The sequence below is a fragment of the Citrobacter sp. Marseille-Q6884 genome, assembly GCF_945906775.1.
In the GTDB taxonomy this organism is placed as follows: Bacteria; Pseudomonadota; Gammaproteobacteria; order Enterobacterales; family Enterobacteriaceae; genus Citrobacter.
Genome location: NZ_CAMDRE010000001.1, coordinates 481,756 through 494,081 on the forward strand (window position 1 = coordinate 481,756; position 12,326 = coordinate 494,081).

The 12,326-nt window shown below is 55.0% G+C and carries 18 protein-coding genes; 3 read left to right on the forward strand and 15 right to left on the reverse strand.

Annotated elements, in window-relative coordinates; translation table 11 throughout:
* Positions 1-2 precede the first annotated feature (2 nt).
* From N7268_RS02160 to N7268_RS02175, 4 genes are read right to left on the reverse strand one after another with little or no spacing between them, the layout of a single operon-like run.
* On the reverse strand, positions 3-536 hold the full coding sequence (locus N7268_RS02160; RefSeq protein ID WP_260861650.1) for a phage tail protein I: 534 nt from the start codon (positions 534-536) through the stop codon (positions 3-5).
* Positions 529-1,437 (reverse strand): baseplate assembly protein, encoded by a 909-nt coding sequence (locus N7268_RS02165; protein ID WP_260861651.1) that lies wholly within the window; start codon positions 1,435-1,437, stop codon positions 529-531. The genes N7268_RS02160 and N7268_RS02165 overlap by 8 nt, the downstream gene beginning before the upstream one ends.
* Positions 1,438-1,443: 6 nt before the next feature.
* Complete coding sequence (locus tag N7268_RS02170; RefSeq protein ID WP_260861652.1) at positions 1,444-1,791, reverse strand: GPW/gp25 family protein; 348 nt, start codon at positions 1,789-1,791, stop codon at positions 1,444-1,446.
* Positions 1,788-2,429, reverse strand: coding sequence for a phage baseplate assembly protein V (locus N7268_RS02175; RefSeq protein ID WP_260861653.1), 642 nt, complete (start codon positions 2,427-2,429; stop codon positions 1,788-1,790). The genes N7268_RS02170 and N7268_RS02175 overlap by 4 nt, the downstream gene beginning before the upstream one ends.
* Before the next feature lie 188 nt (positions 2,430-2,617).
* Here N7268_RS02175 and N7268_RS02180 point away from each other — a divergent pair, with 188 nt between their 5' ends.
* Positions 2,618-3,481, forward strand: a complete 864-nt coding sequence (locus N7268_RS02180) for a hypothetical protein (RefSeq protein WP_078207423.1) — start codon at positions 2,618-2,620, stop codon at positions 3,479-3,481.
* Between the two features lie 56 nt (positions 3,482-3,537).
* Here N7268_RS02180 and N7268_RS02185 read toward each other — a convergent pair whose 3' ends face one another.
* The 11 genes from N7268_RS02185 to N7268_RS02235 form a co-directional block, all read right to left on the reverse strand.
* A complete protein-coding gene (locus N7268_RS02185) occupies positions 3,538-3,990 on the reverse strand; it encodes a phage virion morphogenesis protein (protein WP_260861654.1) in 453 nt (150 codons plus the stop codon).
* On the reverse strand, positions 3,983-4,450 hold the full coding sequence (locus N7268_RS02190) for a phage tail protein (RefSeq protein WP_260861655.1): 468 nt from the start codon (positions 4,448-4,450) through the stop codon (positions 3,983-3,985). The genes N7268_RS02185 and N7268_RS02190 overlap by 8 nt, the downstream gene beginning before the upstream one ends.
* Positions 4,413-4,658 carry an Rz1-like lysis system protein LysC gene (lysC, locus tag N7268_RS02195; protein ID WP_110916055.1) on the reverse strand — a complete coding sequence of 82 codons (246 nt, stop codon included), beginning with the start codon at positions 4,656-4,658 and terminating at the stop codon, positions 4,413-4,415. Before lysC ends, N7268_RS02190 begins: the two co-directional genes overlap by 38 nt.
* A complete protein-coding gene (gene lysB / locus N7268_RS02200) occupies positions 4,558-4,971 on the reverse strand; it encodes an Rz-like lysis system protein LysB (protein ID WP_260861656.1) in 414 nt (137 codons plus the stop codon). The genes lysC and lysB overlap by 101 nt, the downstream gene beginning before the upstream one ends.
* On the reverse strand, positions 4,968-5,465 hold the full coding sequence (locus N7268_RS02205; protein WP_260861657.1) for a glycoside hydrolase family 104 protein: 498 nt from the start codon (positions 5,463-5,465) through the stop codon (positions 4,968-4,970). Before N7268_RS02205 ends, lysB begins: the two co-directional genes overlap by 4 nt.
* A complete protein-coding gene (locus tag N7268_RS02210; protein ID WP_023135264.1) occupies positions 5,452-5,748 on the reverse strand; it encodes a phage holin family protein in 297 nt (98 codons plus the stop codon). The genes N7268_RS02205 and N7268_RS02210 overlap by 14 nt, the downstream gene beginning before the upstream one ends.
* A 3-nt stretch (positions 5,749-5,751) precedes the next feature.
* A complete protein-coding gene (locus N7268_RS02215) occupies positions 5,752-5,955 on the reverse strand; it encodes a tail protein X (RefSeq protein ID WP_023135265.1) in 204 nt (67 codons plus the stop codon).
* Entirely contained in the window at positions 5,955-6,461 is a 507-nt protein-coding gene (locus tag N7268_RS02220) for a head completion/stabilization protein (protein ID WP_191672059.1), read from the reverse strand. The genes N7268_RS02215 and N7268_RS02220 overlap by 1 nt, the downstream gene beginning before the upstream one ends.
* 88 nt (positions 6,462-6,549) lie before the next feature.
* Complete coding sequence (locus tag N7268_RS02225) at positions 6,550-7,302, reverse strand: terminase endonuclease subunit (protein ID WP_260861658.1); 753 nt, start codon at positions 7,300-7,302, stop codon at positions 6,550-6,552.
* 3 nt (positions 7,303-7,305) lie between these two features.
* On the reverse strand, positions 7,306-8,373 hold the full coding sequence (locus tag N7268_RS02230) for a phage major capsid protein, P2 family (RefSeq protein WP_001247243.1): 1,068 nt from the start codon (positions 8,371-8,373) through the stop codon (positions 7,306-7,308).
* A 76-nt stretch (positions 8,374-8,449) separates the two neighbouring features.
* Positions 8,450-9,304, reverse strand: a complete 855-nt coding sequence (locus N7268_RS02235) for a GPO family capsid scaffolding protein (protein ID WP_260861659.1) — start codon at positions 9,302-9,304, stop codon at positions 8,450-8,452.
* Positions 9,305-9,469: 165 nt separating this feature from the next.
* Between N7268_RS02235 and N7268_RS02240 the strand changes: the two genes are divergently transcribed.
* Both N7268_RS02240 and N7268_RS02245 read left to right on the forward strand, forming a co-directional pair.
* Positions 9,470-11,239: a terminase ATPase subunit family protein gene (locus N7268_RS02240; RefSeq protein WP_260861660.1), complete on the forward strand. Its 1,770-nt coding sequence runs from the start codon at positions 9,470-9,472 to the stop codon at positions 11,237-11,239.
* A gap of 1 nt (position 11,240) precedes the next feature.
* The gene (locus N7268_RS02245) at positions 11,241-12,287 is read left to right on the forward strand and encodes a phage portal protein (protein WP_260861661.1); all 1,047 of its coding nucleotides are present in this window, start codon (positions 11,241-11,243) and stop codon (positions 12,285-12,287) included.
* The last annotated feature ends 39 nt before the right edge of the window (positions 12,288-12,326 follow it).

A 12,326-nucleotide genomic window follows, 5' to 3' on the forward strand; every position in this document is an offset into this window, starting at 1 on the left:
CCTCACTCTTCCGGGTAAACCGTAATAATGTCGCCGTCATATGCCACTCCGCCGGTGTACATATAGCCCGCTATGTCCTGGATAATATTCAGACCAATCAGGTGACGGCTTGCGGGTTTTGCATCCGCAATTAACCGCTCCATTTCTAAATACATTTCTTCGGTGATACCGCTTTCCAGTACACCGATATCAAGACGAAAAGTGCCTGCCGGGTCGTCATTCTCCCACCACTCAGTAACGTTAATGATGTAACCGAGCGGCTCAACCACACGCCGAACTGCGCCTATCGTCCCTTTGTGGCAGTGGATGTAATACGCACTGCGAATAACGTCACGCTTGGTTTCTTCCGGCCAGTTCTCATCCCAGCGGTCAACGGAAAACGCCCACGCCAGCCACGGCAAAAGGTTTGCAGGACAGGTGTCAGGGCTCCACAGGCGGCGTAACGGAATGGGGGTATTTTCAATATCTGCACAGGCACGGGCAGCAGCCACCTCAAGAGGTGATGAGCCTACAGGTAACAGGCGCGCATCACTCATCAGAGCCACCAATCACTATTTGATAGTCAGTGCAAAAGGAGGCCTGCGTTTTATCAAGCACAATGTCAGCCACTGGTGCCGCCAGTTCTACACGCTGCACCCCCTCAACATGTAACGCGGCATAGATGGCCGACAGGCGAATATCCCGCCCTAACCGGTGTTGAGCGCTGGCATAGGCTTTGAGCTTCGCCTCAGCAGCTGCGCGAATCGGCTCACTTTCCGGCCCCGGATAAATGAAAAGCGTTGCGCGTATCTGGTAATCAACAATCTGAGCTGACTGCACCGTTACACGGTCAGCAACCGGCCTCACGTCCTCACCATTAAGCGCATTGCGTACAATGCTCAGAAGCTCGTCAGACGCCGCGCCGTTATTCTCACGCGAGAGCACAGATATCGTGACGCACGCAGGGGATGGGCTGATAACAGAAATATCAGCGACACGCCCGTCAGCACTACGACCATGAAATTCATAGGCACCCGTAGAGCCCGCCACGCTCATTCCTTCAAATGACTGCTGTATGCGCAGGCGATAATCGGCGTCGAGCTCCATTTCTGCCGGGGTGGGTGGAATGGTGGTGTCATCAGCAGGCGTGACGACAAGACGCTCAACATTGAAATTCGCCCCGATATTATCGAGGTCACTGTCTATGGCATAAGCCAGCATGACTGCACGTGCTGCCTCATTGACACGCTGACGCCAGATAACCTCACGGTAGGCGTTTTCCTGCAGCAGCTTAACAACCGGCTCAGACTCAAGCGCGAGCGTCCGGGCGACGGCTTCCTGCAGGTCTTCTGGATAGAGCGAAATCAGCGTCGCAATGCGCTCCGCAAGGATAGTTTCATAGTCCAGTTCCTCGACCACATCGGGAACAGGTAGCAGACTCAGGTCAACAGTTGCCATAGTGATTTAACTCAGTGAAACAGTGGTTGAAACTGACGCACCGGTATCGGTACGCATACCGGTAATATCGACATACATTTCGCCAGTGTCGCCGCGCTCAAAACTGATGGATGTAAGCCTGATGCGTGGTTCCCACTTCTGGATCGCGGAATAGCACGCCACCATGATTTGGAGCCTTAGCGCTGGGGTTTGCGGCATATCAATCAACGCAGACAGGAGCGAGCCATATTCACGACGCATTACCCGCGAGCCGACCGGCGTCAGCAGAATGTCGCGCATGCTCTGGCTGATATGCTCACTGTCACGGATAGCGAGGCCGGAATGGCGGTTCATCCCCATATAGCGCGCCGTCACTTGGTTCCCTCCGTCCAGCTCCCGCCCCGTTGCACGCCGCCGTGACTGTGGTCATCAACCTGCACACCGTTTGATTTCAACGTGCCGTCGGTATGTTCGATGTTTCCACGCATGGTGCCGCCTTTCTGCACCTCAAGCGTCGCTGTTGTCAGTTTATTGGTGCAGACCACCTCCGGGGTGTCGAGGGTGATACGTTCTACCGCTTTAACCAGCACCACCGGCACGGTGGCGGTGATAGACTCCGATGCCGTCACATCGGCAGTCTTGATGCCGCTGACCGTCAGCGCACCGGATTCCGGCTCATACTCCATAACCGCGCCATCAGGGAACACCACATGCCACGCATCCGCCGAGGCAGACGGGGCGGGGTTATCGTCTGAGAAAATCCCCGGCAGCACGAAAGCGGTATCAAGCTCGCCACCAATCGCCAGCAGCAGCACCTGCTCACCGACCGAGGGAGCCCACCATGTGCGCGAACGACCGGCGCGGGTAGTCAGCCAGTTCAGCCATGTAGTCTGGATCCCGCCGCTTTGTACGCGACACAGCCCCTGCACAATATCGACCTCAGTCACCACACCTGAGCGGATGAGGTTGCGAACCGCACGCGCTAGTTCTTGAATGCTGTTTAGTGTGTTCATGTAGCAAGAATGACGCAGTTAAAGCTATGGGGCTACCGAGGGAAAATTGTTCAGCAATGGGACAACAAACATCGAGGTCTAGACCTTAAAAAAACAGCCTTGTTCTAGATCGCCCTTCCAATTACACTTGATTTAATCTCGACAGAGATGGAATTCTAAATGGCTAGCTTATAATTCAGGATTGAAAAATGGAAGAATCTAAAAGAATACGCCAATTAAAAGAAAACCTCATAAAGGAACTACCTTTCTTTCCAAATGAAAAATCAATACGCACTGAACTAGAAAATCAAAGTTTAAATGGGGTTTTAATCGCTTACCTCCACTGGAAAACAAGAATTGTGCCGACCCGCAGAAGGAGAGTTCATATATATCCAGAGGTAACGAGCGATAAAAGATGGAAAGAACTAAAACTTGGTATTCATGGGTTACTGGATAAGGTCAGAAAAGGTGAAGACTTATACCCTCATCTTTCATTGCGCGCACATAAGTATGGCTACACTCCTGTTGAAAGAATTCGTAATGGAGATGCTGATTCATGGGAAGACAAAGATCAGTTATTAAATACGAAAGGTTTTCATCATTTTCATTTGAGCATGAATATTCAAAGTACAGGCTTGGCCGAAAGGACAAACAATGTTCTTTTTGCCTTCGTTTCTCGCGACCAGTTTCGTGCTGTGGGGATATTTGATCATAGTGTATTTGATAAACCCGATAGTTTAAATGGCATGACTGAGGAACGTGAAAGAATGTGGACCCTGCATGAAAAATACATCACATTCGGAATGAAAGCTGGCACAGTGTATATAAACAATCTGATAACAGCATCCGGGCATCCTGTAAATCTTATCATGCTCGCCGATCGTTATGCTGCAATCATCCGAGAATATGACCAGAAGGCGGAAGACAGAATTTTTGTAAATGAGCTTTATGCTCAAAGCCCACTTCCCTCTCCAGAAAGGTTTAAATTTGAGTGGCGCATAGAGGGTTTGGATCTTGTTCTTTTTGATAAAAAAAACAGAGTGGCCTTTAACGTCTACAAAGCTCACATTTAAGCATGTGAATATATTTTTCTCTGCTGCTATTAAATTAGCAGCAGAGAATTAATCAATTATCTTAGGAAAAGATACTGTAAGACCACTTCCTCCATCAATGTCACTTCATCTTGGTTAAATCCGAGCAACGGGCGCGCCTCGTACTGCACATCGCGGCTGTTGCGGTTTGGCCGGTCTTTGAGGCCATACTGATGCACCCGCGCCATGCGCTGCACTTTTCCGGTAAATTCCACCACCGCCGCACTGTCGCTGCCTTTGGCTTTCATAAAGCGGTTAGTGCGCAGTCTGGTGAACATTTCACGCTTAATGCGGCCTTTTTTGCTCCGCACAGGCTGGCGCTTTCGCGCCGCATACGGGGTGCCGTCGGGTGCCTGCTGGCGCTTAATGCGTTGTTGCTGACTGGCGCGCAGCTTTTTCGCAATCTCAGCCGCCATTTGACGACGCGCCGCCGGTGACAGGCTGGCAATCAGACCGGCAAGGCGCTCCTGCAGTGCGGTTAACTCACTCATCCCACTTACTCACCAGTTCGCCGTTAACATACAGTTCGACCGGGCGCGTCACCGGCTCAGGCAGCGGCGGCTCAGGGGCATAACTGACATGCAGCGCGCCGTCGACCTCTCTGACGAGCGTGCGCTCGGAGAGTCTCAGGCTGATACTGATATCAAGCGAATCGTCGCTATTGATATCAATCATCCAGGTGAATCCTTTCTCCCGCCCGTCGTCGGTGGTCATAATGTCCGGCTGATGTTCACGCAGCCACGCCTGCACCGGCACGAATATCAAGTCGAGGTCGCCGGTGAAGTCAGTCACCACCACGTTAAGCACGTACACCTTTTCAAATGACAGCGAGCTCGCCAGTCGGGAATCGGTATGGCCGTTGTCGGCAAACAGGCGCAGCATATCGGGGTTATTTCGGAGCTGCGGCACGGCGTTAATCAGCGCTTTGCGCAGGCTTTTGTGCTTCTGCATCAAGTTCATCCTGACAGTGTTTGACAGTTTTGACCTGCAGCGCACAGGCAGTCAGCGCGCCCTCAAGACGGCGAATATCCGCGCTCAGGTCACCATTCGTTTTCGGGTCACTTTCCGGCATCGGGCAAAGGCTCACCCTCGGGCATCCGTTGACCACAATCACCGGCGCTGGCGCAGGCGGGGCGGGTGTGCAACCGACGCACAACATCAGGCAGAGCAGCGTTATACCAGCGGCGAAAGGCTTCATTTTCATTAAGTAACCTCATTATCGTCTGCTCACGGCGCCTGGCTTCTGCGCTTGCCTTTGCGAGCTGTTCGCGCAGTGCCACCTGCGCGGATTCATTACGTCTGGCGAGCTGACCGGCAACACTGAGCTGATTTTTCAGCATGCTAATCGTCGTCTTTTGCTCGCTCGCGACACGGTTTGCCGTCTCAAAGGAGCGGGATAAATTGCCGTTCTCATGGCGCAACCACAGCAACCCGAGCACGGCCAGCACAAGCAGCGTTATCAGGACTTTCATGCCATCACCCCGCCAGCCGAGCGCCAGACGGTGACCAGCTTTTCGAGACTGTGCTCGCGCTGGCCGTAACCGGCACCCGGCAATGACGCCCAGATATTGCGACAACGGGAAACAGCACGCTCAATACGCCCCGCCCGGATATCGTCAATAGCACCGCGTTCCCGGATTAACTGGATCGCGAGCTTGTCCTGCGACAGTGGACTGAAATCAGGCAACGAGAGCTGTTTTTTATAGTGCGGCCAGAACAGATAAAGCTGCTGGTAACGCCCCGATGCCGTGGATTTCTCACCACGGCGATTAAACACTTTCGGTGGTCGGCCATGTGCGAAAGGGTGGTCGCTGTAATCGGTGAAAATCTCTGGCTTACCATCAAGACCGGTGACAATGGCGTCATAGCCACGGTTTTTCGTCAGCGGATGGTTCGCTGTTCCTTCGGAATACGCCAGCATGTCCAGAAAGGCGGCGATATTCTGGTGAGTATTAATGACCGGCATCGTCTTCCCCTTTCTGTGACTTAAAGCGGCGCTGTATGGCGATTTCCACCACCTGATAACCGGCAATGCCGAGCATGGATCCAATCCCGCATACGGCAGGCAGTGACATATCAGGAAACTGCACCAGAACAACACCGGCGACCATCGAAACGAAACCGCCGAGCAGCATGCGTCCGACAAACAGGCGCGGGGTGATGGGCTCACCACCTGCCAGCACTTTCCCGACAACAATCATCACGCCAATCACAAACAGTGACAGGACGCCTTTTTCCCCTTCTGTCATGGTTTACTCCCAAAGATTGATAGTGTTAGTTACTGGTGAAGACGGCACATCGGGCAGGTCAATCTCGGTACCATGCGGCAGAATGACTCCCAGCTCAGACAGACCCGGATTAGCCTGCAGCACCGTCTCGACCACGCCCTCAGTGCGCCCGTAATACCGGGCGCAAATCGCATCGAGGGTGTCGCCCTGCATTGCCCTGACTTTCATCAGAGCTGACCCACTATGCAGCGCGGCTTGTCCTGCAGACGCGCAACTGACCAGCGCATATCCCGCCACAGGTCATCAATGGTGGTTTCCACACTGTCGGCTTTTTTGTCACCCTTGCCGGTGGCCTCAACGCCGCGATAACGCTCATACAGGGTGGCGGTCGCCATCGCCGTCACGGCGCTGAGGTAGTGGAAAACGCGCACATTCTCGCCGTCGATTTCCTCGGCAGGCACGTCGGCCAGTTGCTTAAACCCGGCGGCAGTCTGGCGCAGCCGGTAGTCGTAAAGCTCCGCATTGGTCTCGGCCATGCCAGTCTTGATGGCATTGCGCAGGCGCGCATCGGAAACCGTCTGCTCAAGGCGCATCAGTTCGCGCACGCGCTTCGGATCCACATCAGGGAAAAAGAACGTGTTTTTAATCACTGCACCGCCCGTCTCCGGTGCGGGAATCACCACGCCCGGTACGTCCTGCGGTTCATCGGGCTGGTTCAGTATCACTGTCATCATGACAACCTCATCAGGTTGGGCGGTGGACGCCGGTCGCCGTCAGGTCTTTGCCTGCTTTGACCGGCGTGCCGCCCGGCTCGGGGAGCGTTCAGTTAACCGGCGGTTTTGCCGCCTTTGGTGGACGCCCGCGCTTTGCTGCCGGTCTGGTGGCAGGTTTGCGCGTGCGCGGTTTAGTCGTTTTACGGGGTGCGGCCTCTGGCTTTGGCTTCAATGCCCGTTCCAGTCGCTCAATCTCCTTGCGCACACCGGCATTGCGGTCGAGCTGCATCGCGCGCTGAAACTGCGCCAGCGCCTCTGCATTCATACCGGCATCACGCAGGGTCAGGCCAGTCACCTTATGCAGACGGGCGCGCACCATATCGGGAACGTCAGCGCCGTCGGTCAGGTCGATAGTGGTCTGCAGCCAGGAAAGGTCGACAGACTCACCGGCATCGCGCAGACGCTGCGAGGCAAACGCCACCTCCTCAACCAGCATGTAAGGTGTTGTGCGGCGATGGTCAGAGGTGAGGCCGTATTTCAGCGCGTAGGGGGCAATTTCCAGCGCGCCAGCGATATCACCGGCATCGAGACGCCACAGCATAACGGTCATGACAATGTCATCCTGCGCACCACGACCATCAGCCAGCACACCGGCGACCCACGGCGCATAGAACGGCAGCAGCTCGCGCTTTTTCTCGGCTTTACGTTCGTTTGAACGGATGTTTTTTAACGTGCGGCGGTCATCGGCCAGCTTAACCAGCATCTGCTCATAGGCGGTTGCATGGCGCAGCGGGGCTTGCTCCCGCTGCGCGGCTTGAGAGGCCGAGACCCGCATCATGTGACGCTGTGCGGGGCTCGTCATGGTTTAGGCTCCGCTTTCCGGTGCTGCAGGTGCGGTGAAATCGCCCAGGGTGATGTTTTCCAGCAGGCACCCGGCGGCATACGCCTCGACCACATAGTCGATATTCATCGACTCGTAGTTTTCCACACGGTCTTTTTTCGGGTTTTCGTCAATGCTGCGGCGGTGGCTCTCATCCATGAAATAGATAGAGAGGTTTTCCAGCGTGGTCACTAACACGGCATTCGCCGGGAAGTACGGCACACGCACAGCAGGCAGGTTGCCGATTCGCTTCTGGCTGATGATGATATCTGCCGCGAGCGCTTCGCTGTTTTCCTGCGGCTTATTCACCAGCGGGAAATATTTGTCGGCCAGCAGCTTACGGCCAACGATGGCAACGAGTTTCGGGTCATCCTGATAAACCTCGTCAATCAGGTTGTTGGTCGCATCCATCACCAGCGCGTCGAGGTTCTCATAGTCGCCGTTTCGACCGACACGAATCACTGCTGAAACGACCTTACCGTCAGCGTCGGTGATGTTGCTCATTACGCGCGTCGGGGCTTCATTGCGGTATTTCTGCAGCCAGCCGACGGCCACATCCTGCAGCATCGGATTTTTGGTGCGGTCAGAGGTGGCGGCGCGGGTGGTACCGTTAAAACCGGCCATGATGAAATCGAGCGCCTGACGCTTGACGATGGCGTCACGGATACGGCGCTGGAAGTCCTGAAAACGCGCCCACAGGTCGAGGGTTTTATATTTCAGATGGAAGTCAAAGTTAATCTGGTCGCACTCGTACTTGTTGGACTCAAGCGCGGTAAAGTCTGCGGTCTTACGCTCATCATCACCCGAGGTGTCGGTCGTGCTGGCGATAGTACCGGTCACACCAACGCCGATTTTCTCACCCTTCATTTCTGCGACTGGCAGGATATTAATCGTCTGCAGAAACGCGGATGACTCCTGCACTTTGTTCATCAGCGTTTGCGTGACGGACGGCTCGACGGTGAATTTTTTACTGACATCATCAGTGCTGATGCCGTTCAGCTCAGCGACGCGGGTCAGATAGGCATTGAACTTAAAACGGGTTTCCGGGCGCATAGTATTTCCTGTTTGAATTTATCGGTTAGTCACTGCATCGGGCGGGGTTGCCGCCCGGTTTCTGCTCTGCGGTTTATCAGCAGTCGGTCAGCAGCTCATCGCCACCACCGCCGCTGGCTTTCGTGCGTCGCGGCTGGCTGAAACTTTCGGTTTTATCGAGGGTGGTTTTCAGGGCGGAAAATGCCTGGCTGGTTTCTTCAACCTTGCCGGTCAGTTCCTGTTTGAAGGTGGCAAGCGCGGTTTCTATATCGGAAAGACGCTTATCCTGCGCAGTGAGGTTGGTCTGCACATGCTCGCTGACGGCGGTCACCGCCTCATGCACATCATTCATGCGCGCATCGTCGCTGACCTGCTTACGGCTGAAAATGGCTTTCACCTTGTCAGTCAGGGCGGTGAATACCGTTTCCGGCTGGTCTTCAAACTCAAGCTCCGCAAGCGTTGCCGCTGAAATCAGGTTTTCAGGGTTAGCTTTAAAGCGGTTAAGCGGGTTGTGTTTTGCATTGCGACAGAATTCGAGGTATTCGGTGCCGAGGCTTGCCGGGTCATCGGTCACAGCCAGACCAACGAGATAGCATTTGCCGCTGTTGCTGAAATTCGGCGCGATTTCCATTGAGGTATAAACCTTCTGGAGAGCCTTATTCATTGCGACTAAATCGTCGGATGGGCTGATTTTTGCGAACAGTGCCAGCTTTCCGTTAAGCGCAGAGTCATCTTCGATTTTCTCCGCTTTCAGCTCGACCACATCGCCATAGCGTTTGAACGGGCTATCAGGAAACACGCTTTTGATGTGCTCAAGATTGATGCGGCAACCGTAGACGCGCGGGTCAAACGTGTCGGCCATTTCCTGAATATCACTGGCGCTGATAATGCGCCCGTCGCAGGTATCACCCTCGACGCCGATGCGAAAGAATTTTGAGACTTTTTTTGCCATTGTCAGGAGTCCTGAGGTTAGGGTTACTGGTCAACGCCAGTTTCCAGACTCCGGGCACACCAGACCACTAACGACGGCTGGACAATCGCCCACACAACAGCACCTTAGCGAATCACTGACGGCCATTAAGTAGCCTTGCCCTGAATCCACTACGGCGAGGCATCAATGACCATTTCCACCGATACAACCTTGTTGCATGACCCGCGACGACAGGCATCGCTGCTTTACTGGCAGGGGTTTTCCGTGCCACAGATTGCCGAAATGCTGCAGGTCAAGCGCCCGACCGTGCAGAGCTGGAAGCAGCGCGACGGCTGGGACGGCATCGCGCCGATTTCCCGCGTTGAAAGCAGCCTTGAGGCCAGGCTGATTCAGCTCATCGCCAAGCCGCAAAAGACAGGCGGCGATTTCAAAGAGATTGACCTGCTCGGGCGGCAGATTGAGCGGCTGGCGCGCGTCAACCGCTACAGCCAGACCGGCAACGAGGCCGACCTTAACCCCAACGTCGCCAACCGCAACAAAGGGGAGCGCAAAAAGCCGAAAAAGAATTTTTTCAGCGACGAGGCTATCGAGAAACTGGAGGAATTATTTTTCGACCAGTCTTTCGAGTACCAGTTGCAGTGGTACCGCGCAGGGCTGGAGCACCGCATTCGCGACATTCTCAAATCCCGCCAGATTGGCGCGACGTTCTATTTCTCCCGCGAGGCACTGCTGCGCGCGCTCAAAACCGGCCATAACCAGATATTTCTGTCAGCCAGTAAAACGCAGGCTTACGTGTTCCGCGAATACATCATCCAGTTTGCACGACTGGTCGACGTCGACCTGACCGGCGACCCGATTGTCATCGGCAACAACGGCGCAAAACTGATTTTTCTCGGTACCAATTCCAATACAGCGCAGAGCCATAACGGCGACCTGTATGTCGATGAAATATTCTGGATCCCGAACTTTCAGAAACTGCGCAAAGTCGCCTCGGGCATGGCTTCGCAGAAGCACCTGCGCTCAACCTACTTTTCGACACCTTCCACGCTGGCGCACGGCGCTTACCCCTTCTGGTCTGGCGAGCTGTTCAACAAAGGGCGCAGCCGGATTTCCGACCGCATCGAAATCGATATCAGTCACAGCGCGCTCGCCGGTGGTCAGCTCTGCGACGATGGCCAGTGGCGGCAGATTGTCACCATTGAGGACGCCCTTGCCGGTGGCTGCACCCTGTTCGACCTCGACCAGCTCAAACGCGAAAACAGTGATGAGGATTTTAAAAACCTGTTTATGTGCGAGTTTGTCGACGATAAAGCGTCGGTATTCCCGTTCGAGGAACTGCAGCGCTGCATGGTCGACGTGATGGAGGAATGGGAGGACTTTGCTCCGTTCGCCGACCATCCGTTCGGCTCGCGCCCTGTCTGGATTGGCTACGACCCGTCACACACCGGCGACAGTGCCGGGTGCGTCGTGCTCGCGCCGCCAGTGGTCTCCGGTGGCAAATTCCGCATGCTGGAGCGCCATCAGTGGAAAGGCATGGATTTTGCCGCTCAGGCAGAGGGCATCCGCAAACTGACTGAGAAATACAACGTCGAATACATCGGCATTGACGCAACCGGCCTCGGCCTCGGCGTATTCCAGTTGGTGCGCTCATTCTACCCGGCGGCACGCGGCATTCGTTACACGCCTGAGATGAAAACCGCGATGGTACTCAAGGCAAAAGACACCATTCGCCGCGGCTGTCTGGAGTACGACGCCGGGGCGACCGACGTCACGCAGTCGTTTATGTCCATCCGCAAAACTATGACCAGCAGTGGGCGCAGCGCCACCTACGAGGCCAGTCGCACCGAGGAAGCCAGTCACGCCGATATCGCATGGGCGACCATGCACGCCCTGTTAAACGAACCGCTTTCCGCCGGTAGCGGCATGCAGCCTAAATCTATTCTGGAGTTCAACTAAAATGGGTAAGCAAAAATCCCGTAAAGCCAACGCACAAAAGGCCAGCAAACCACAACAACTGAACGCCAGCGCACCGCCAAAAACGACAGCGTTCACCTTCGGCGAGCCGGTGCCGGTACTCGATAAGCGCGACATTCTGGATTATGTCGAGTGCATCAGTAACGGCAAATGGTACGAGCCGCCGGTCAGCTTCTCCGGGCTGGCAAAGAGCCTGCGCTCTGCCGTGCATCACAGCTCACCGATTTACGTTAAACGCAACGTGCTCGCGAGCACCTACATTCCGCACCCATTGTTATCCCGTCAGGATTTCAGCCGTTTTGCGCTCGACTATCTGGTATTCGGCAACGCCTTTCTTGAGCAGCGCCACAGCGTCACCGGCCAGTTAATCAAGCTACTGACCTCACCGGCCAAATATACCCGTCGTGGGGTTGATGATTCGATTTTCTGGTTTGTGGAAAACTTCACTCTGCCGCATGAGTTCGCGCCTGACACCGTGTTTCACCTGCTGGAGCCTGACATTAATCAGGAAATTTACGGCCTGCCGGAATATCTCAGCGCGCTTAATTCTGCCTGGCTGAATGAATCCGCGACGCTGTTCCGTCGCAAGTATTACCAGAACGGCGCGCACGCGGGTTACATCATGTATGTGACCGACCCGGCGCAGAGCGCGACCGACGTCGAATCGCTGCGCGAGGCAATGCGCAACTCGAAAGGGCTCGGCAACTTTAAGAACCTGTTTTTCTACGCCCCCGGAGGAAAACCAGACGGCATCAAAATAGTGCCACTGAGCGAGGTCGCCACAAAGGATGACTTTTTCAATATCAAGAAAGCCAGTGCCGCCGACCTGATGGACGCGCACCGCGTGCCGTTCCAGCTTATGGGCGGCAAGCCCGAGAATATCGGCTCACTCGGTGACGTTGAGAAGGTGGCAAAGGTATTTGTGCGCAACGAGCTGTCGCCGCTACAGGACAGGTTCAGGGAGGTAAACGACTGGCTCGGCATGGAGGTCATCAGGTTCAAAGAGTACACCCTCGACAACCCGGAATAATCCCCCCACAAGCCGCCAGCATGGCGGCTTTTTCACACC